A 21,494-nucleotide genomic window follows, 5' to 3' on the forward strand; every position below is an offset into this window, starting at 1 on the left:
GGGCCGGACCGCCTGTTCGAGGCGGTGTGGTCACCGGCCGCAACCACGACCGGTGACGCCGAGCCGCCGGTGCACGAGGTTTTCGAATCCGTTGCCGCCGGCGAAGATCCGGTGTCCGGAACGTATGAGCGCACCCATCGTGCACTGGCGGCCGTGCAGTCGTGGCTCACCGAGCATGACTCCGGGGTGCTGATCGTCGCGACCCATGGCGCGATGAGCTTGGCGGGGGAGGACGTCCCCGATCTGGCCGGCGCGGCCGTGTGGGGGCTGGTGCGTTCGGCGCAGACAGAGCATCCCGGCCGCATCGTGCTGGTGGATTCCGATGCGGCGCTTGATGATAGCGCGATAACGACCGTTCTGGCCGTCGGCGAGCCGGCGGTGTTGCTGCGTGACGGCAAGGCGTACATCGCTCGGGTGCGCGGCAGCCGCGCGGTCGACGGCGTCATGACGCCCCCGGCTGACGGGCCGTGGCGGCTGGGCATCAGCAGCGCGGGAACCTTCGAAAACCTGCAGCTGGAGCCCGTTCCCAACGCCGGTGCCGCGCTGGAACCGGGCCAGGTTCGGGTGGCGCTGCGTGCCATCGCCACCAACTTCCGCGACGTCATGATCACCCTGGGCATGTTCACCCACGACGCCCTGCTCGGTGGCGAGGGCGCCGGCGTGGTGGTCGAGGTCGGGCCGGGAGTCACCGAGTTCGCGGTCGGCGATTCGGTCTACGGCTTCTTCCCCGACGGCAGCGGCACGTTGGTGCCCGGCGACGTCCGCCTGCTGCAGCACAAGCCCGCCGACTGGTCTTATGCCGAAGCGGCCGGCATCTCAGCGGTTTTCACCACCGCCTACATGGCCTTCATCCACCTGGCCGACGTCAAGCCCGGGCAGCGGGTGTTGGTGCACGCCGCCGCCGGCGGCGTGGGCATGGCCGCGGTTCAGCTGGGCCGGCACTTGGGCCTGGAGGTGTTCGCGACCGCGAGCCGCGGCAAGTGGGACACGTTGCGGGCCATGGGCTTCGACGACGACCACATCGCGGATTCGCGCAGCCTCGAGTTCGAGGAGAAGTTCCGGGCGGTGACCGGCAGGACCGGCATGGCCGGGATGGATGTGGTGCTGGACTCGCTGGCCGGCGAATTCGTCGACGCCTCGCTGCGGCTCGTCGCTCCCGGCGGCGTGTTCCTGGAGATGGGCAAGACCGACATCCGCGACCCGGGTGTGGTGGCCCAGGACTACCCGGGTGTCCGCTACCGCGCCTTCGACCTGTTCGAGCCCGGCCGTCCGCGGATGCATCAGTGGATGGACGAGCTCGCCGGGCTGTTTGACGCTGGGGTGCTGAAACCGTTGCCCGTCACGACCTTTGATGTGCGGCGCGCCCGCACCGCGCTGCGCTACCTGAGCCAGGCCCGGCACATCGGAAAGGTCGTCATGACTCTGCCTTCTGGGCTCGCATCCGGCACCGTGCTCATCACCGGCGGCACCGGCATGGCGGGTTCGACGCTGGCCCGTCACCTGGTGGCCAACCACGGCGTCGAAGACCTGGTGCTGCTGAGCCGGCGCGGTCCGGACGCCCCCGGGTCCGCCGAGTTGATCGGCGAGCTGCACGCCGCCGGAGCCCGCGCGCGCGTGGTCGCGTGCGACGCCGCCGATCGGGCGGCACTGGCGCAGGTGATCGCCGACATTTCGGCGCAGCGGCCGCTGTCTGGCGTGATTCACGCGACCGGCGTGCTGGACGACGCGACGATCACCTCGCTGACACCGGAGCGTGTCGACGCGGTATTGCGGGCCAAGGTCGACGCGGCGTGGAACTTGCACGAGTTGACCCGCGACCTGAATCTGGCCGCCTTCGTGATGTTTTCGTCGATGGCCGGCCTGGTGGGCTCTTCGGGCCAGGGCAACTACGGAGCGGCGAACGCGTTCCTGGACGGGTTGGCCGCACACCGGCGGGCGCACGGGTTGCCCGCGATCTCGCTGGCCTGGGGGCTGTGGGATCAGGCCAGCGCCATGACCGGCGGACTGGACGCCGCCGACCTCGCCCGGCTCGGCCGCGACGGGATCTTGGCGCTGTCCTCGGACGAGGCGATGGAACTGTTCGACACGGCATTGATCGTCGACGAGCCGTTCCTGGCGCCGGCCCGCATCGACCTCGCCGCGCTGCGGGCCCATGCGGTCGCGGTGCCGCCGATGTTCACCGATCTGGTCAACGCCCCGACGCGCCGCCGGGTCGACGACTCGCTGGCCGCCGCGAAATCGAAGTCGGCGCTGGCGCATCGCCTGGACGGGCTGTCCGACGCCGAGCAGCACGCCGTGCTGCTAGACCTGGTGCGATCGCACATCGCCACCGTGCTCGGGAACACCACCGCCGAGGCGATCGATCCCGACAGGGCCTTCCAAGAGTTGGGATTCGACTCGCTGACCGCGGTCGAAATGCGCAACCGACTCAAAACCGCCACCGGCCTTGCGCTTTCGCCCACCTTGATCTTCGACTACCCGACGCCCAACGGACTGGCCGGCTACATCCGCACCCAGCTCGCGGGGTTGCCGCAAGAGGTCAAGCACGCGCCGGTCGCGCGTGCCACCGACGACGACCCGATCGTTATCGTCGGCATGGCCTGCCGCTATCCGGGTGGGGTAACTTCGCCGGACGACTTGTGGGACATGCTGACCGAGGGCCGTGACGTGCTCTCGGACTTCCCGACCGATCGCGGCTGGGACCTGGCCGGCGTGTACAACCCGGATCCCGACGTGCCGGGCACCTGCTACACCCGCACCGGCGGCTTCGTCGATGGCGTCGCGGACTTCGATCCGGGCTTCTTCGGCATTCCGCCCAGTGAGGCGCTGTCGATGGACCCGCAGCAGCGCATGTTCCTGGAGTTGTCCTGGGAAGCGTTGGAGCGAGCCGGAATCGACCCCGGCAAGCTCCGCGGCAGTGCCACCGGAATGTTCGCCGGCGTATACACGCAGGGCTATGGCATGGGCGCCGCACCGACCGCCGAGGGTTTCCGGCTGACCGGGCAGTCGTCGAGCGTGGCGTCCGGCCGGGTGTCCTATGTGCTGGGGCTGGAGGGCCCGGCGGTGTCGGTGGACACGGCGTGTTCGTCGTCGTTGGTGGCGCTGCACATGGCCGTGCAGTCGCTGCGCTCGGGGGAGTGCGACCTGGCCCTGGCCGGCGGCGTCACCGTCAACGCCACCCCCGATATCTTCGTGGAGTTCAGCCGCATGCGCGGGCTGTCCGAGGACGGCCGGTGCAAGGCCTACGCGGGTGCGGCCGACGGCACCGGATTCTCCGAGGGCGGCGGCATGCTGGTGGTGGAGCGCCTGTCGGACGCGCAGCGCCTCGGGCATCCGGTGCTGGCCATGGTGCGGGGCTCCGCCATCAATCAGGACGGTGCCTCCAATGGGCTGACCGCGCCGAACGGTCCCTCGCAGCAGCGGGTGGTGCGCGCGGCGCTGGCCAGTGCGGGCTTGACGGCGGCCGACGTGGACGTCGTCGAGGGCCACGGGACGGGAACCACTTTGGGTGACCCGATCGAGGCCCAGGCGCTGCTGGCGACCTATGGGCAAGAGAGGGCCGAGCCCGGGAAACAGCCACTGTGGCTGGGGTCCATCAAGTCGAACATGGGCCACACGCAGGCCGCCGCCGGGGTGGCCGGCGTCATCAAGATGGTCCTGGCGATGCGCCACGAAATGTTGCCCGCCACACTGCATGTCGATGAGCCGAGTCCGCACGTGGACTGGTCGGCGGGCGCGGTGTCGTTGTTGACGGAGGCGCAACCGTGGCCGGGCGACCGGCCGCGCCGGGCGGGCGTGTCGTCGTTCGGCATCAGCGGCACCAACGCGCATGTCATCGTCGAGGCCGTGCCGATCGAGCCGCCGCGCGCCGCGGACGGACCCAAGGCGCCGGTGGTGGCCTGGCCGGTGTCGGCAAAATCGCTGTCCGCGTTGCACTCTCAGGCCGCCCGGTTGGCGACCCACCTGCGCGCCCACCCGGAGGCGGACATCGCCGATGTGGGGTGGTCGCTGGCCGGCAGGTCGGCCTTCGAACACCGCGCCGTCGTCGTCGGTAGCGATCGCGACCCGTTGCTGGCGGGCCTGGACGAGCTTGCCGCCGACGACCTGGCCGGTTCGGTCATCCGTGGCACCGTGACCGCAGGCAAGACGGTCTTCGTGTTCCCGGGCCAGGGTTCCCAAACGCTGGGCATGGGAATGGGACTGCACGCCGGCTATCCGGTCTTCGCCGAGGCGTTCAACACCGTCGTGGCCGAACTGGACCGGCACCTGCTTCGCCCGCTGCGCGAGGTGATGTGGGGGCACGACGAAAACCTGCTCAACAGCACGGAATTCGCGCAACCCGCGCTGTTCGCGGTCGAAGTCGCGCTGTTCCGGCTGCTCGAATCCTGGGGCGTGCGCCCCGACTTCGTGATGGGCCACTCGATCGGGGAGCTGGCGGCCGCCCACGTCGCCGGCGTGCTCTCGTTGGAGAACGCCGCGGTGCTGGTCGCGGCCCGTGGTCGATTCATGCAGGCGCTGCCCGAAGGCGGCGCGATGGTCGCGGTGCAGGCTACCGAAGACGAAGTGCGGCCGCTGCTGGCGTCCGCCGAAGAAGCCGACGTCGGCATCGCCGCGGTCAACGGGCCGACCTCGGTGGTCATTTCGGGCGCCGAAGGCGCGGTGATCGCGATCGCGGACCGGCTCCGCGTCGACGGCCACCGTGTGCATCGGCTCTCGGTCTCGCACGCGTTCCACTCCCCGTTGATGGATCCCATGATCGACGAATTTGGCACCGTCGCGGCCGGATTGGCTGTCGGTAAGCCGACCATCCCGATCGTGTCCAACGTGACCGGTCAGCTGGCCGGTGACGACTTCGCATCGCCGGCGTACTGGAAGCGGCACGTGCGCGAGGCGGTGCGGTTCGCCGACAGCGTGCGGTTCGTGCGCTCGGCCGGGGCGACCCGTTTCCTCGAGGTCGGACCGAGCAGCGGCCTGACGGCATCCATCGAAGAATCGCTGGCCCTGGACCCTTCGGCGGCCCAGGTGACCACGATGTCCGCGCTGCGCAAGGATCGACCGGAGCCGGTCGCCCTGGTCAACGCCGTTGCGCAGGGATTCGTCGCCGGGATGGACGTGGACTGGCGCGGTGCGCTGGGCGGGCCCGGTTTCGAAGCCAACCTGGTCGAGCTGCCCACGTATGCCTTTGACCGGCGCCGCTTTTGGCTTTCCGCCGACGGCGCCCCGGCCGACGCCGCGGGCCTGGGCCTGGCGGCCAGCGAACACGCCCTGCTGGGCGCGGTGGTGGAACTGCCGGCCACCGGCGGAGTGGTGCTGACCGGCCGGTTGGCGCCCGGCACCCAGGGCTGGTTGACCGATCACGCCGTTGGCGGTGTGGTGCTGTTCCCCGGTGCGGGATTCGTCGAGTTGGCGATCCGCGCCGGCGACGAGGTGGGCTGCGGCGTCGTCGATGAGCTCAATCTGGCCGCGCCGCTGGTGCTGCCCGCCGGCGGATCGGTCGCGGTCCAGGTCGTCGTCGGCGGCCCGGACGAATCGGGCGCCCGTGCGGTGTCGGTCTTTTCGCGCGCCGAAGCAGGCTCGGGCTGGTCCTTGCATGCCGAGGGCGTGCTGCGGGCGGGTTCGGTGCAGCCGGGCGCGGACCTGTCGGCGTGGCCGCCGGTGGGTGCGGTCGCGGTGGATGTCGGCGACGGATACGAGCAATTGGCCGAGCGGGGTTACGACTACGGGCCGGCGTTCCGCGGCCTGACATCGATGTGGCGCCGCGGTGACGAGGTCTTCGCCGAGGTGGCGCTGCCCGCCGACGCCGGGGTGTCGCCGGCCGGGTTCGGCGTCCATCCGGCGATGCTCGACGCGGCGCTGCACGCGGTGATGCTGGCGTCCGACAGCGACGAACTGCCCGAGGGCTCGATGTTGGTCCCGTTCTCCTGGCAACAGGTGTCGTTGCACGCCGCGGGCGCGGGGGCGGTCCGCGCGCGGATCGTACCGGTGAGTTCGTCGGCGGTGTCGATCGAATTGGCCGACGGGCTGGGGCTTCCGGTGCTCTCGGTGGCGTCGATGGTGGCCCGCCCGGTCACCGACAAGCAGTTGCTGGCCGCCGTGTCGAATTCGGGACCGGACCGGCTCTTCGAGGTCATCTGGTCGGCTCAACCGCATTCGGCGACGCAGCCGGTGTCGGTGTCCGCTTGGGGCGCGGAGGAATTGGGTGACCCTTCGGCCGAGCGCTCGGCGGTGCTGTTCGAATCGGCACCGGTGTCCGGCGACGTGATCACCGAGGTGTACGCGGCGACGCGCGCGGTGCTGCCCGTGCTGCAGTCGTGGTTGTCCCGCGAGGGCGCGGGCACCCTGGTGGTGGCGACCCGGGGCGCGATGACGCTGCCGGGGGAGGACGTCACCGATCTGGCCGGCGCGGCGGTCTGGGGGCTGGTGCGGTCGGCGCAGACCGAGCACCCTGGACGAATCGTGCTCGTCGACACGGACGCCCCGCTGGACTCCGACGCGATAGCAGCGGTGCTGGCGCTCGGCGAGCCGCAGGCGATACTGCGCAACGGCGCGGTCTACACCGCCCGAGTGCTCGGCAGCCGCGCCGTCGGCGGCCTGCTGCTGCCCCCGGACGAGGGACCGTGGCGACTCGGCATGAGCAGCTACGGCACCATCGAAAATCTGCGGATAGAGCGCATTCCCGACGCCGACGCGCCGTTGGGCCCCGGTCAGGTGCGCGTCGCGCTGTCGGCCATCGCGGCCAACTTCCGTGACGTCATGATCGCGCTGGGCCTCTATCCCGACCCCGAGGCCATCATGGGCATCGAGGCGTCCGGTGTGGTGATCGAAACCGCCGCCCCCGACGGGCGTTTCGCCGTCGGCGACCGCGTCATGGGGCTGTTCCCCGACGGAACCGGGACCATCGCCAAGACCGACCAGCGCCTGCTCGTCAAGGTGCCGCCCGGCTGGTCACACACCGCCGCCGCGACGGCGTCGGTGGTGTTCGCCACGGCGAACTACGCGCTGGTGGACCTGGCCGGCGCCAAGCCCGGTCAGCGGGTGTTGGTGCACGCCGCCGCCGGTGGGGTCGGCATGGCCGCGGTGCAACTGGCCCGGCACATCGGCCTGGAAGTGTTCGCGACCGCCAGCCGCGGCAAGTGGGACACGTTGCGCGACATGGGCTTTGACGACGATCACATCGCCGACTCGCGCAGCCTGGAATTCGAGGAGAAGTTCCGCGCGGTCACCGGCATGGCCGGCATGGATATCGTCCTGGACTCGCTGTCCGGTGATTTCGTCGACGCGTCCCTGCGCTTGATGAAACCCGGCGGGGTCTTCTTGGAGATGGGCAAGACCGACATCCGTGACCCCGAGGTCGTCGCCCGAGACCACCCGGGGGTGCGCTACCGCGCCTTCGACCTGTTCGAGGCGGGGCCGGATCGCATCGCCCAGATGCTCGACGAGCTGGCGGCCATGTTCGGCGAGGATGTGCTACGGCCGTTGCCGGTCACCAGGTTTGACGTGCGACGCGCGCCCGCCGCGCTGCGCTACCTGAGTCAGGCCCGCCACGTCGGCAAGGTCGTGATGACGATGCCGGACGCGTGGACGGCCGGCACGGTGCTGATCACCGGCGCCACCGGCATGGCCGGTTCGGCGGTCGCGCGACACGTGGTGACCCGTCACGGTGCGCGGAATCTGGTGCTGGTCAGCCGCCGCGGCCTGGACGCACCGGGCGCCGCGGAGCTGGTCGCCGAGTTGAGCGCGGCCGGTGCGCACGTGGAAACGGTGGCCTGCGATGCCGCCGATCGCGAGGCCCTGGCCAAGGTGATCGCCGAAATCCCGATGCAGCACCCGCTGACCGGGGTGATCCATGCCGCCGGCGTCCTGCACGACGCGGTCCTGACGTCGCTGACCCCCGACCGGATCGAGTCGGTGTTGCGGTCCAAGGTCGACGCTGCGTGGAACCTGCACGAGTTGACCCGCGACCTGGACGTCGCTGCCTTCGTGATGTTTTCGTCGATCGCGGGGCTCGCGGGCGCGTCGGGGCAGGCCAACTACGCGGCCGGCAACTCGTTCCTGGACGGGTTGGCCGCCCACCGGCGGGCGCACGGGCTGCCGGCGATCTCGCTGGGCTGGGGTCTGTGGGATCAGGCCAGCGCCATGACCGGTGGCCTGGGTGCGGCCGACCGCGCGCGGTTCGGGCGTGACGGGATCGTCGCCATGTCGTCGGACCAGGCGCTGGAGCTGATGGACACCGCGCTCATCGTCGACGAGCCGTTCATGCTGCCCGCCCACATCGACCTCGCGGCGTTGCGGGTGAAGTTCGATGGCGGCACCTTGCCACCGATGTTCGTCGATCTGATCAACGCCCCGACGCGGCGTCAGGTCGATGACTCGTTGGCCGCCGCCAAGTCGAAATCTGCTCTGCTGCAACGCCTTGAAGGTCTTCCCGAGGACGAGCAGCAGGCGATCCTGCTGGATCTGGTGCGGGCCAACATCGCCACCGTGCTGGGCAGCTCCAGCCCGGAGGCAATCCATCCGGACCGGGCGTTCCAGGAACTCGGTTTCGACTCGTTGACCGCCGTGGAGATGCGCAACCGGCTCAAAGCCGCGACCGGGCTGGCGCTTTCACCGACGCTGATCTTCGACTACCCGAACTCCGCCGCGCTGGCCGGCTACATGTACCGCGAATTACTCGGATCGTCGGACCAACCCGCGGCTGCGGCCGCGCCGGGCGAAGCCGAGATTCAACGCGTCGTGGGGTCCATTCCGGTCAAGCGCCTTCGGCAGGCCGGTGTGCTGGAGCTGCTGCTGGCGTTGGCGAGCGAGGCCGAGGGTGCCGCGCAGGCCGCCACGGTGACCACCGAAAAGGACATCGCGGACATGGACCTCGACGCTCTGGTCAACGCTGCATTGCGCGACGACGACGACGAGTAGGCATGACGTGAGAATCGCGGTCACGGGGGCCAGCGGCGTGCTCGGCCGCGGCCTCGCCACTCGGCTGCTCAGCCAGGGCCACGACGTGGCAGGGATCGCCCGTCACCGCCCCGAAAGCTGGCCGAGCGCAGCGGATTTCGTGGCGGCCGACATCCGCGACGCCGACGCGGTCCGACGCGCCCTGGCCGGCGCGGACGTCGTCGCCCACTTCGCGTGGGCGAGAGGTTCCGGACAGGACGACCAGGTCAACATCGGTGGCACCCGCAACGTGCTCGACGCGATGGCCGAGACCGGTTCCAGGCGGATCGTTTTCGCGTCGTCGGCCCATGTGTACGGCGGGGGAGAAGGACCGAAGGCCGAAGACCACGCCACGGCCCCGGTCAGCGCCGAGGGCCGACTCAAGGCCGAAGTGGAACAACTGCTCGCGGAATCGGGCGCGCAATGGGTCGCGATCCGTTCCGCGCTGATCCTGGGGCGAAGCGTCGACAACTGGGTGCGCCGCCTGCTGGCATTACCGGCGTTCCTCCACCGGTCGGCCGATCGCGGTATGCAGGTGGTCCACCTCGACGACGCGCTCCGGCTGTTCAACCGTGCGATCGTCGATGCCGAAACCCCAGGCGGGCCAGTGAATCTCGCCGCATCGGGCGACCTGACCTTCCGGCAACTCGCCGCCGCGCTACACCGCCCGGTCGTGCGCCTGGGCCTCGAGCCCGCTGAGCTGCGACTGGTGCGGGGGACCCCGCTCATGGACACCTCGCGGCTGACAAGCGAATGGTCATTCCGGCCGGCGTGGAAATCGGGCGAATGCGTCCAGGACTTCGCGCTGGCGGTGCGCGGCCGGGTGACCGTGGGCGCCCGGGTGATTGCGCTGCCGTGGCGGCTGGCCAACATCCAGGACCTTCCGTCGGTGGACGCGCCGAGCGGCGACGGCGTCAAGCCCATTTGGGCGGGCGCAGCGGGGGATAACGGGGAATTCGACACGCCGATCGACCCCCGTTTTCCCACCTTCTTGGCCACGAATTTGTCTGAGGCGCTGCCCGGCCCGTTTTCGCCGGCGTCGGCGTCGGCGACGGTTCGCGGACTGCGGGCCAGCGCCGTGTGCGTCGCCGAGCGGTTGCGGCCCGGCGGGACGATCCAGCGCGAAATCGCGATGCGCATGGTGGCGGTGTTCGCCCACCGGCTCTACGGCGCCATCACGACCGCGCACTTCATGGCCGAGACGGTGCCTTTCGTCAAGCCCACGACGGTGGTAAGCAACAGCGGGTTCTTCGGCCCCAGCATGGCCGCCCTGCCGATCTTCAGTGAGGAGCATCCGCACTCCGATACCGGCCGAATTCGCAGGCAATTCCGGACAATCCGCAATATCGGGGTGTTCGGCGTCAACCTGATCGGCCTGTCCGCCGGCGCGCCGCTGGACACCCGTGAGTTCGTCGCCGACGTCGATCGCTTGGAACGCCTGGCCGACGGCGACCTCGCCGGGCTCGACGATCGTCGGCTGCTGAGCCTGATCTCACTGGCACGTGACCAGGTGGTGCACGGCTGGGTGCTGGCGGCAGGCTCGTTCCTGCTGTGCGCGGCGTTCAACGTGCTGCTGCGTGGTCTGTGCGGGCGCGAGATCTCGGCGCCCGGCGGACCGGAACTGGTCAGCGCGCGTTCGGTCGAGGCGATGCAGCGGTTGGTGGTCGCGGCGCAGCGCGATCCGAAAGTCACGGCGCTGCTGGCCGAACCGGGCGACCGGCTGGACAAGCTTGCCGTCGAGGCGCCGGAATTCCATGCCGCCGTGCGCGACGAGCTGGCGCTCATCGGCCACCGTGGTCCGGCCGAGCTCGAGATGCGGTCCACCAGCTACGCCGACGATCCCGAGTTGCTCGTGCGGATGGTGACCAGGGCGATGAGCGCGCCGTCCGCGCCGCAGCCGCAACGGCCCCGGATCCCGTTGCACGCCAAGCCCATTGCGGCTCTGGCCACCCAGCAACTGCGCGACCGTGAGGTCCGCCGCGACAAGGTGGTGCGGGCCAACTGGGTGCTACGCACGCTGCTTCGCGAATATGGACGTCGGTCGGTCGAGGCCGGGGTGTTCACCGCCGCCGACGACGTCTTCTATCTGCTCGTCGACGAACTCGACGCGCTCCCCGCGGATGTCGGCGCGCTGGTGGCCCGGCGCCGGGCCGAACAACGTCGGCTGGTCGCGGTGGCGCCGCCGACCGTCTTCAGCGGAAGCTGGCAGCCGACCGCGACCTCATCGGACGCGCTGGCCAACGGGGACACGTTGCGTGGCGTCGGCGTTTGCGGGGGACGGGTGCGCGGCCGGGTGCGGATCGTGCGGCCCGAGACCATCGACGACCTGCAACCCGGTGAGATCCTTGTCGCAGAGGTCACCGACGTCGGGTACACCGCGGCGTTCTGCTACGCCGCCGCCGTCGTGACCGAACTCGGCGGTCCGATGTCGCACGCCGCGGTGGTGGCCCGCGAATTCGGGTTTCCGTGTGTCGTCGACGTCCAGGGCGCCACCAAGGCACTGCCGCAGGGAGCCATGGTGGAGGTCGACGGAGCCACCGGCGAGATCCGTGTGCTCGAGCTGGCCGCGGACGACGCGCTGAGCTAATCGAACTCCATCTCCAGCTCCACCGGCCCGCTCAATCCCAGCATCGGTTTCCAGCGTGCCGTTGCCACGCGGCGCGGATTGGTCATGCGCCGGGCGATGACTTTGAGGGCCCCGGCGAGTTCGGTTCGGGCGAGATTGGCGCCCAGGCAATAATGGGCGCCGCCGCCGAACGTCAAAATGGGCGGCGGCTCCTCGCGGGTGATGTCGAACCGGTCCGGGTGCGGATAGACCTCTGGATCGCAGTTGGCCGCAAAGGTATTCACCGAAATGAAGGTGCCCGCCGGAAACGTGTATTCCGCGAACGTGACGTCGTCCAGGACGGTGCGCAGGGTGGTGCAGACCGCCGGCGAGTGGCGCATGCATTCCTCGACGGCTCGCATCGCGAGGCCGGAATCGTCGCGCAACATCGCCAGTTGATCGGGATGGTCACACAGCGCGTGCATGCACGCGGCCAGCTGATTGCGGGTGGTGTCGGTGCCGGCGCTGAGAATGCTGAACGCCAGCATGCGCATCTCCGCGTTGCTCAGCCGGTCGCCGTCATCCTGGGCGCGGATCAGTTCGGAGATCAAGTCGTCGGTCAACCGGCCCCGCCGCTCGGTGATCATGTCGTCGATGTAGGCGTCGAACTCATCCCAGGCCCGCATCACGATGTGCTGCTCGTTCGCCAGGTCGGAGTCGAACCTGACGATTTTGAAGATGTCCTCGGCCCACAGCGAGAACTGCTCCCAATCCTCGGGGGGCGCGCCCAACAGCGCGCAGATGATCGGGATCGGGTACGGCCGGGCGATGTCGGTGACGAAGTCGCATCGGCCCGTTCGGCCATCTGAGGCGACCTGGTCGATCAACTCGTTGATCACGGTGTCGATGGTGTCTTCCATGCGCGCCGACGCCCGCGGCGTGAAGGCCTTGGACACCAGACCGCGCAGCCGTCGGTGTTCCTCGCCTTCCATGCCCAGGATGGTGCCGAGGACCCGTTCATAGAGCGGGCCCGACGTTATCCCGCGAGCGGTCATGTGCATGCCGGGCGGGAAAACGAACCGGGGATCGCGAAGTATCCCGCGGGCGAGTTCGTAGCCGAGCACCTCGGGTCCCAGCGGCCCGATGGCTATCGGCGACCGCGTGCGCACCTCGCGGATGCGCGGGGCGACCTCGTGCACGGTGTCCGTGATGTCGTAGTGCAGCGTCGGGAGGCCGGCGTCGAAGACGCTCGGTGCTGCGGTGTCGACGGTCATCGTGTCTCCTTCGGCCGGATCAGCTCGGCTGGTAGCGCTTTGGCCGTACTTCGGTCGGCGCCGAAACCAGCCATGACGTCTCCAATCACGGAATATTGGTCGCCAGGAAAGTCAGTGGCAGTCCCAGGATCGACACGTCGTTTTCGTCGAGATACGTGCCCTCGCCCTCCATGTGTTGTCGGAATCGCCTTGTCGCGCCGTAGCGTTCGGCGACGGCGTCGGCGCCAGCGGCTTCCGGAACCCCGATCACCACGGTGAACACGCCGTCGCCGTGGCGCTCCAAGAACTCCGTCACCGAAACGGCAACCTCGCCGGTCGATCCCGGGATCGGGCTGATCAACTCGATGCCCCGACTCCAGTCGAGGTGGATGTCGAGGCCGAGCTCGGTTAACTGCAGGGGCTCGAAGACGAATCCCAGATCGCTGAACATTTGTGCCGCGGCGGCATGTCGTTCCGGTGCCACGGCGAACACGACGTGATGGAGCGAGGGTTCTTCAGGCATCGGCGTTTCCTATCGAGAATCGGCGCGCAGCACCCCACGCGGCAGCAGCAGCGGCAGGTCGTTGTAGGTGACGATCCCGGGAGGGGCGGCGACGACGGCGGGTATCGCGGTGAGCGCTGGCATCGCGGTGATGGTCAGCCCCAACATGATGTAGTCGTCCAGGGTCTGGCCCGCAAAGTCCGGTGGGGGAAGGAAACTCAGCGTTGTTTTGATGGTCGGCTGGCCCTGCACCTCGATCGTGTAACCCATGTCCAGCGGCCAATCCGGGTCCAGCGATTGGCCCTTGCGCCACCGGCCGCGGATTTCGATGATCTCCCGGCCGGCGACAATCCCCTTCCAGCGGACGTCCACACCGGCGACGCATCCCTTGTTGATCGTCCAGTCCCCGGGCAGGTGCAGATCCTCGGTGGTCTGGGCGTAGTCGACCTCGCAGCGCACGTCGTCGAGGTCGGCGCCCAACGCATCGGCGATCAACAGCACGCCATCGGCGAAGATGCCGGAGCCCTGCTCGGTGATGGCCGGCAGGTCCGGTTGATCGATGGGATAGCCGAAGCCCATGGGTATTTCGGTCGCGGGCGAGTTGTAGATCGTGGTGTCGACCGATTCCAGCATGGAGACCTTGTCCACCCGGTCCGAAAGACCCGCCGACACGATGGCGAACAGCTGGATGAAGCCGGGATTGATGCCGCTGCCGAAGATGGTTGATCCGCCGTCCGCGCAGGCCCGTTCGATGCGTTCGCGTCCGGCACCGAGATAGTGCCCGGTGACGAACCCGGCGGTGCCCACCACGTTGATGCCCGCGCCGAGGATGCGGACCAGCTCGTCGACGTCCGCGAACATCGGGGTGTAGACCACACAGTCCGGCTCGAGCGCGAGCAGCGAATCAATATCGTTGGTGGCCTTGATATTCAGCGGTCCGATCCCGCACAGCTCGCCGACATCACGTCCGGCCTTCTGCGGTGACCAGGCGTAACAGCCGACGAGCTCGAGCGTCGGGTTGGCGACTATGGCCTTGACCGAGCTCTTGCCGACGTTGCCCGTCGTCCACTGAACGACCCGATGGATCAACGGTTCAGTCCGTTCATGGGTGCGGCGCCGCCTGGGCTTGCCGGGCCAGCCTGTCGTTGTGGATCTTGACGAGTTCGCGGAACCCCAGCCGGTGATACTTCGGTATCGGCTGGATGCCCCAGACGTCCTGGGCGGTGGCTTTGCCCTCGGCGCCCTCGGGCGGCCCGAACGGCGGGTAGGGGTACTTGCACTCCAAAGTGTCGTTGGAATACCGGATCTTCAGTAGCTCGCTGCAGATCTGGGTGAGGCTCAGGGTCGGGTATCCGTAGTAGACCGCCATGAACGGCAGCGTGAAGGCGCCTTCGATCACCAGCGCCACCAGGCATACGAGCACGGCGCGCTTGATCCACTTGTGCATGCGGGCGTAGTACGGCGTGGTGCCGGGCTCGAGACCGGCGGCCGGGTCTTTGTCGTCGGTGGTCGACGGTGCGGTCATGGCATGGCTCCTTTAGTCGGAGAAGATTTCTCGATTGACGGTGTGCAGGTACGGAATCGCGAGGAACGGGGTGATGTAGAAGATGTCGTAGAGCCACCAGCCGATGACCGGGAACACGACGCCGGCGTAGCGCACGTCGGCGAACATCGTCATGTTGAACACATAGGCCGACCAGATCACCACGCCCATCCAGCAGGTGACCACCATCCACTGGTGGCCCCAGCGCTTCATCTGCAAGAAGCCGATCGCGGCGGCCACCCGCATGGAGAACACCGTCAGGATCAGGCCCGCCACGTAGGCCTTCTCGCCCGGCCCGGCGGCGCCCCCGATCCACAGCTCGTTGTAATGCCAGAAATAGCCGGCGTCGAACATGTTGCCCCAGCCGACCATCAGCACGCGGTTGATCAACGTGTGGTTGGCGACCAGGTCCAGGGCCCAGCCCAGGCTGTTGAGCATGCCGTCGATCAGGGTGAGATAGCCGATCAGGGTCACGATCATCGGCCGGACCGACAGGCCGTCGCGCAGGGCTTGGCGTTGCAGCCACACCCCACGCATGAAGATGGGGAACCCGATCAGGCCAGGCGCCCACATGCCCATCAGGGCGGCGCCGACGATCATCCACTTGTCGGCACGCCGCTGAGCCCGGCGCGATTCGTCGTGATGATCCTCGAGGCCGACCGAATTCGTCTGCGCGGCATCAAGGCTCACAGGTCCCACCACCCCCGCGCGAACGACATGTACAGCTGGACGCCGAACATGGCCAGCAGGTAGCCGTAGATGAAGATCTGGAAGACGATGAGCGCCCTCTTGCGTTTCTGCTCTTGTCTGTCCATGCCGTTGCTCCTTTCTAAGAACTACTCGATGCGTCTGCGGCGCCCAGGCTGGCAGCCGCGACTTCGCGAAGGCCGTCGGTGACGGCGCCGTCGGTGCTCAGTGGCGCGAGTATGCACGCGTCGGCCGCATCCAATTCCGTTGCGCCAGCGGCGATCAGGTGGGCAGCGGTGACCAGCACCCTGGTCGAGGGCGGCTCGAAGTGGAAGGCTTGGTCTGCGGTGCGGATCGCGACCGCGCATCCGACCAGCCGCCTCGCCGTAGCCAACGGAATTCCGGATTCGGCGACGATCACCTCGGCTTCCCGGTCGGGCGGCAGGTAGTGCATTGCCAGCGTTGCGAACCGCTGTCGGAACGACGGTTTGAGCTCCTTGAGCGAGCTGCGATAGGCGGGGTTGTACGAACACACCAGCATGAACTGCGCGGGCGCTTTGACCACCTCGCCGGCGCGATCGAGATACAGCGACCGCCGGTGATCGGTAAGTGAATGCAGGATCGCCAAGGAGTCGTGGCGCGCCTCGACGACCTCGTCCAGGTAGCAGATCGCGCCGGCCTTGACCGCCCGGGTCAGCGGGCCATCGGTCCAGACGACGTCGCCGCCGGTCACCATGAAGCGGCCGACGAGATCGGAGCTGGTGAGGTCGTCGTGGCAGCTGATGGTCACCACGGGCCGCTGCAACAGTGAGCCCATGTGCTCGACGAAGCGGGTCTTGCCGCAGCCCGTTGGGCCGGTGAGCATCACCGGGATGTGGCGAAGGAAGGCCTGCTCGAACAGCTGAACTTCGTTGCCATTGGCGAAATATGTTTCGGTGGTCATCTCTTCCTCAGCGGGTCGCGTTCATGCCGTGACCAGTTCGCGATGGACATGGGCCAGTACCCGGGGCAGCTCCTCGATGCGCCGGATCCGTTGCGACCGGCGGGGTCCGAACACCTCGGGGAGGGGATCGACGCGGGTCGGTCCCACGCCCACGTAGTACATCGACACCCCGGCCTCGTTGGCCTCCTCGACGGCGTGCGCGGCGTCCGCCCAGGCATACCGGCCCTCATAGCCTTCATCGGACATCAGTCCGTCACCGATGACGATCAGCAGGCGGCGCTCGGAGGCCTGCGCCAGCAGGCGGCTCGTCAGATGGCGAAGTGGCGCACCGAGCCTGGTGTATCCGCGGGTGGACAAACCCAGCCCGCTCGGCGGTACGAATCGGCGGTCGTCGAAGTCCTTCAGGCAGCGGACTTCGACTCGATGACGGGTGTTGCCGGTGAATACGAAGACGCCGTGGCGCTCGTGTGCCAGCGTCATGGCGCGGGAAAGCGCATCGGCACAGGACAACTCCAGCTGGAACACGCGGCCGCCGTGCACCCCCAGCGACGAACTGCCGTCGAGCAGCAAGGCGGTGGTGACGTCGCGGCTGCTGGGCAGCAGATCACGGAACACCTTCGGCTCCTTCGCCTCGCCGGTCGCGAGATCGATGTAGTGATCGACGTATTGGTCGACGTCGAGGTCGGAGCCGTCTTCGAGGCGGTTGGTCATCGCGCGGTGGGTGTGTTCCTCGAACCACTTACGCACGTCGACGGCCACCGGCACCGGCCCGCGGGCGTGCCGTCCGTCGGCATGCTCGACGACCGCGACGTGGTCACGCATGAATCGCTGTGTCCACATGTTCCATTCGGGGTAGGGAATGCCGGGCCGGTGTTCCGGCGTGACGTCGAGATCGTTGTCCTGCGGCCGGCTCGGCGGCGGCAGGTTGGGGTTGCGGACCCCGCCGTCGCCGCCGACCGGAACCGAGTACGGCCGCGGCAAACGCTTCTGCGTCGTGGTCCATGGCATCCTGCCGAAGCTGCGTCGCAATTTGTCGGCCAATCCGTGCGGCGCCGTGTACGCCAGCGGCAACGAGCCCAACAGTGGGTGAATCGTCAATTCCTGGCTCGTGGCCGCCAATGCCATTGCGCGATTGAACATTTCCACGGCGGCCATGTCACCGGCCTCGGTGCGGACCTCGGGAAGTAGTCGACGCACCTCGGCGACCAGTCCCGGCCATCGTGACGCGATCCAGCCGAGGGCGACGCCGGCCTCGACTAGGGCGAGCGCACGCAGTTCCCGGGCCGAGAGCTCGTTGAGGCGATATTCGGTGACGCGTTCTTTCGATGGCGAACATTGCAGGGCCACGCCACATGTCAGGGTTCGGCGTGTCCAGTCGGGCCCTGAAAGTTGGGGGGCGGGGTAGGGGACGTGAACGAACTTCAGGGCCGCGTTCAGGCCGAAGCCGCGTCGTTCCCCGGTGACCAGCCGCACGCCCTCGCGCCGTTGGTCGCTGAGCGCGACCGCCGCGACGGAGCAACCCCGTTCCAGCGCCATCGCCTGGCCGTCGGAAGGTTCAACCATGGGCCGAATCCCGCGTGTTCCGGCTGCCCGGGCCGCGATTCAGAACGTGCCGATGTTGGAGAACAGCCAGTACCAGAACCAGATGATCAGTCCGGTGCCGCCCCAGGCGGCGACATAGCGAAGGATTTCCCATAGATAGCCCATGATGTGACTTCCTCGGTGGCGTAGTGGATTTCGGCTCGCACATGTCAATCGGAGAAGAGTTCGCGGTTGACGGTGTGCAGGTAGGGGATGGCCAGGAACGGGGTGATGTAGAAGATGTCGTAGAGCCACCAGCCGACGACCGGCAGCACGACGCCGGCGAAGCGCACGTCGGCGAACATGGTCATGTTGAAGACGTAGGTGATCCAGATGACCACGCCCATCCAGCAGGTGACGACCATCCACTGATGGCCCCAGCGCTTCATCTGTAGAAATCCGATGGCCGCCGCGATGCGCATGGTGAAGACGGTCAGGATGAGGCCGACCTCCAAAGCCTTTTCGCCCGGTCCGGCCGCGCCGCCGACCCACAGCTCGTTGTAGTGCCAGAAGTAGCCGGCGTCGAACATGTTGCCCCACCCGTTGAGCAACACCCGGGCCAGGATGGTGTGGTTCGCCACCAGGTCAAGGGCCCATCCGACGGTGTTGATGGCGGCGTCGATGATGACGAGATAGCCGAGCAACGTGACCAGCATCGGTCGAACGGAGAGGCCATCGCGCTGGGCCCGGCGCAGCAATCGCACGCCCCACAGAAACAGCGGCAAGCCGAAGACGCCCAGGGCGGCGGTGCCGATCAGCAGACTGCCGGAGATGAGCCATCTGTCGGCCTGGCGTTGCGCGAGTTGCGACCGTTCCAGATGTTCGTCGATGGTCAGACTCGTTGGGGGAGCGCCGTTTGAGCCGGCGGTGGTGGCCTCACTGCCGGCATTGCGCTGATGCAGCCTCGGCAGATTCACGAACCCTCCCCGTCTGCTGATCCAATCGGCTTGTGCAATATAACAGGCTGACTGTAGTCAGCGTAAGATAGGCGGTAGAGTTTTGTGAATCTCAAAGGGTGCACCAGGTCGCCGGCCGTTCTCACGGTGCTATCGCGCGGCGCAACCAGCCAATCCGCCCGTCGCGGGGCACCCCGGCGTGTGAGGTACACGCCGAACAACACTGACATAAGTCAGCCCTCAATCGTTGACACGGCTTTCACCGGACGCCTACGCTCAGCGAGCGCTCAGCCGGTGTGGCCTCGTGTGCCGGCGGCGGAAACGGTGCACCCGGTGTAGCGCTGTCGGTGCGTGCAAAGGAGTAGCGATGACACCCAAGCCGCCAGCCGAGAAGAAGTATCGCGTAATCCAGTGGGGCGTAGGGAATGTCGGCACGATTGCGCTCCGCCATTTCGTGCACAATCCTGCCTATGAACTGGTCGGGGTGCTGTGCAACCGTCCGGAGAAGGTGGGCAAGGACGCCGGTGAGCTCTGCGGCAAGGCGCCGACGGGGGTGCGGGCCACCACCGACAAGGCCGCCATCGAGGCACTGGACGCCGATTGCGTGTTCTATGCGCCGCTGTGGTCTGACCCCGATGAGGTGTGCCGCCTACTGCGCGGGGGCAAGAACGTCGTTGCCTCCGGCGGCGCCTGGTGGTATCGAACCGAACACAGCAAGGCGGACATCGACAAGATCGATGCCGCCTGCCACGAGGGTGGCACGTCGTTCCATGCGGGTGGTGTCAACCCCGGCTTCGCCGGAGACCTACTCGTGCTGACGCTGGCCCGAATCGTCAGTCAAATCGACACCATTCACATCTACGAGGTGGTGAACTTCGGTCGAGACACGCTGAAGTACCTGCACGAGATGGGCATGGGCAGCGACCCGGCCGGGTTCGAGGACGGCCCGAACCTGTTGGGACAGGCGTGGCCATTGTTCGCACAGTCCATGGCAATGGTTGTCGAGGGGATGGGGAAGACGGTCGAGAGATACACGACTGAGGTGGAGCTGGGGCACGCCACGCGCGACATTCCCTTCGAAGGGGGAGAGACCAGCGATATGCCGGGCTTCAAGGGCGTGATCAAGAAGGGCACGGTCGCTCGCCAGCACCACAAGTGGACGGCGTGGGTAGAGGGCAAGCCCCTCGTGATCTTTCATGAGATATACACGATGGACACCTTCGATGCTATTGAGCCGCAGGAGGATTGGCCTCAGCATTACCACTACCGCATAGTGATCGAGGGCGACTCGTCCACCGAGCTGATCCTGCAGGGGGCGCAGGACCCGGGTGGGGGCTACGCGCTGCCCGGCTACACCTGGACCGCGATGGGCCCGGCGAACGCCATTCCCGCGGTCTGCGACGCCCCGCCGGGGTTCATGTCCCATCGGGAACTCGGGCTGATGCCGCTGCGTGGCGTCATACGGCCCTGACCCGACGGGTCAGGGTTTCAAGCTTCGCAACGTCCTCTCGACGTAGTCTTCCAGCAGCGTGTGGCCAGTCGGCCAGTGGTTGGTGGTGATCAACAGCGCGTACAGACCCAGCAAGAAGAACACCGCACTGTTCATCGGATTGACCTCGGCATCCGTCTCGCCGCGTTCCTGGGCCTGCGCGATCTCCCGGGCGACCAAGACGATCAGCGGGTGATCCCTGCCGTCTTCGGTCTGCGGGCGGGTTTGGGAGAAGTGCAGCGCGAGAAAGTCATTGAACAGCCGATCGCCCAGGCGGCGTTCCAAGCCGACGACCAATCGGACCGCCTCGTTCAATGCCGCAGCGAGGTCGTGCTTCGACTTCAGGAATTGCGCGAACTGCTTGGCGATTCGGTCCTCTTCGCGGCGCTCCAGCTCCAGCAGCACATGCTCTTTGGTGGGGAAGTGGAAGAAGAAAGTCCCGTGGGCCACGCCGGCCGCGGCCACAATGGCCCCCACGTCGGCCTCGGCCATCCCGGCGCGGGCGAACTCGCCGATTGCGGCGCCCATCAATCGCTCCCGCGTCTGCAGGCGCTTAGCTTCTCGTGCCGACAGCCGGTCCGTCACAGCCATTGCTTCCCTCACGGTTGACCTGACTCATGCCAGGATTTCGAGGCTAACCCCGACCAGTATGCCGTGTGTCGACCAAAAACGCTTGCACAACGTGTCATTGTCGAGCGCCACCCGCCACGGCGGATATCTGCGTCCAAAGTTCGTTGACTTTAGTCAGCAATATTCATAGATTGAACGCGCACCACACCGCACATCGGAGGAGCCGGCATGGCGTTGGAGCAGTTCAGGCTAGACGGACAGGTCGCGATCGTCACCGGAGCCGGCAAGGGTGTGGGTGCGGGCATCGCCCGGGTGCTGGCGGAGGCGGGCGCCACCGTGGTCGGGACCGCGCGGACCGAGGCGGATATCGTTGGCACGATTGCGGGTATCGAGGCCGCCGGCGGCAAGGGGCTGGCGCTCGTCGCGGACGCGATGAGTCGTCCGGATTCAGAGCGGGTCGTCAGCACGGCCATGGAGCGCCTCGGTCGCATCGACATTCTGGTCAACAATGTCGGCGGGTCGACCTACGCGCGATTCCTCGATATCACCGACGA

14 protein-coding genes are annotated in these 21,494 nt (G+C 67.7%); 4 read left to right on the forward strand and 10 right to left on the reverse strand.

From position 1 onward, the window contains the following. Both A5622_RS20075 and A5622_RS20080 read left to right on the forward strand, forming a co-directional pair. On the forward strand, window positions 1–8,913 hold an 8,913-nt coding region (locus A5622_RS20075), incomplete at its 5' end, for a type I polyketide synthase (RefSeq protein ID WP_066880788.1). Between the two features lie 7 nt (window positions 8,914–8,920). Beyond that, on the forward strand, window positions 8,921–11,518 hold the full coding sequence (locus A5622_RS20080; protein WP_066880790.1) for a sugar epimerase family protein: 2,598 nt from the start codon (window positions 8,921–8,923) through the stop codon (window positions 11,516–11,518). Here A5622_RS20080 and A5622_RS20085 read toward each other — a convergent pair. The 9 genes from A5622_RS20085 to A5622_RS20120 form a co-directional block, all read right to left on the reverse strand. Next, window positions 11,515–12,750 carry a cytochrome P450 gene (locus tag A5622_RS20085; protein WP_066880792.1) on the reverse strand — a complete coding sequence of 412 codons (1,236 nt, stop codon included), beginning with the start codon at window positions 12,748–12,750 and terminating at the stop codon, window positions 11,515–11,517. The two genes, A5622_RS20080 and A5622_RS20085, sit on opposite strands and share 4 nt — an antisense overlap. Before the next feature lie 85 nt (window positions 12,751–12,835). After that, on the reverse strand, window positions 12,836–13,252 hold the full coding sequence (locus A5622_RS20090; protein ID WP_065055083.1) for a hypothetical protein: 417 nt from the start codon (window positions 13,250–13,252) through the stop codon (window positions 12,836–12,838). A 9-nt stretch (window positions 13,253–13,261) separates the two neighbouring features. Next, window positions 13,262–14,320: a dihydrodipicolinate reductase gene (locus tag A5622_RS20095; RefSeq protein ID WP_066880794.1), complete on the reverse strand. Its 1,059-nt coding sequence runs from the start codon at window positions 14,318–14,320 to the stop codon at window positions 13,262–13,264. A gap of 13 nt (window positions 14,321–14,333) precedes the next feature. Further along, window positions 14,334–14,756 carry a hypothetical protein gene (locus A5622_RS20100; RefSeq protein WP_066869672.1) on the reverse strand — a complete coding sequence of 141 codons (423 nt, stop codon included), beginning with the start codon at window positions 14,754–14,756 and terminating at the stop codon, window positions 14,334–14,336. Window positions 14,757–14,768: 12 nt separating this feature from the next. After that, a complete protein-coding gene (locus A5622_RS20105) occupies window positions 14,769–15,464 on the reverse strand; it encodes a hypothetical protein (RefSeq protein WP_066869669.1) in 696 nt (231 codons plus the stop codon). Further along, window positions 15,461–15,589, reverse strand: coding sequence for a hypothetical protein (locus A5622_RS30525; RefSeq protein WP_011724800.1), 129 nt, complete (start codon window positions 15,587–15,589; stop codon window positions 15,461–15,463). Before A5622_RS30525 ends, A5622_RS20105 begins: the two co-directional genes overlap by 4 nt. 14 nt (window positions 15,590–15,603) lie before the next feature. Then, a complete protein-coding gene (locus tag A5622_RS20110; RefSeq protein ID WP_066880796.1) occupies window positions 15,604–16,404 on the reverse strand; it encodes a CbbQ/NirQ/NorQ/GpvN family protein in 801 nt (266 codons plus the stop codon). Window positions 16,405–16,425: 21 nt separating this feature from the next. Continuing rightward, window positions 16,426–17,967 carry a nitric oxide reductase activation protein NorD gene (locus tag A5622_RS20115; RefSeq protein ID WP_066880797.1) on the reverse strand — a complete coding sequence of 514 codons (1,542 nt, stop codon included), beginning with the start codon at window positions 17,965–17,967 and terminating at the stop codon, window positions 16,426–16,428. Window positions 17,968–18,155: 188 nt separating this feature from the next. Continuing rightward, complete coding sequence (locus A5622_RS20120) at window positions 18,156–18,821, reverse strand: hypothetical protein (protein WP_197508051.1); 666 nt, start codon at window positions 18,819–18,821, stop codon at window positions 18,156–18,158. 427 nt (window positions 18,822–19,248) lie between these two features. On the opposite strand from A5622_RS20120, the gene A5622_RS20125 reads away from it, so the two are divergent. Then, entirely contained in the window at window positions 19,249–20,352 is a 1,104-nt protein-coding gene (locus A5622_RS20125) for a dihydrodipicolinate reductase (protein WP_066866995.1), read from the forward strand. 9 nt (window positions 20,353–20,361) lie between these two features. On the opposite strand, the gene A5622_RS20130 is transcribed toward A5622_RS20125, so the two are convergent. Continuing rightward, window positions 20,362–20,961 carry a TetR/AcrR family transcriptional regulator gene (locus A5622_RS20130; RefSeq protein ID WP_066866997.1) on the reverse strand — a complete coding sequence of 200 codons (600 nt, stop codon included), beginning with the start codon at window positions 20,959–20,961 and terminating at the stop codon, window positions 20,362–20,364. Window positions 20,962–21,168: 207 nt separating this feature from the next. Here A5622_RS20130 and A5622_RS20135 point away from each other — a divergent pair. Further along, the coding region (locus A5622_RS20135; RefSeq protein WP_156753024.1) for an SDR family NAD(P)-dependent oxidoreductase at window positions 21,169–21,494 on the forward strand (326 nt) is incomplete at its 3' end.

The sequence above is a fragment of the Mycobacterium sp. 1245801.1 genome, assembly GCF_001673055.1.
GTDB classification, from domain to species: domain Bacteria; phylum Actinomycetota; class Actinomycetes; order Mycobacteriales; family Mycobacteriaceae; genus Mycobacterium; species Mycobacterium europaeum_A.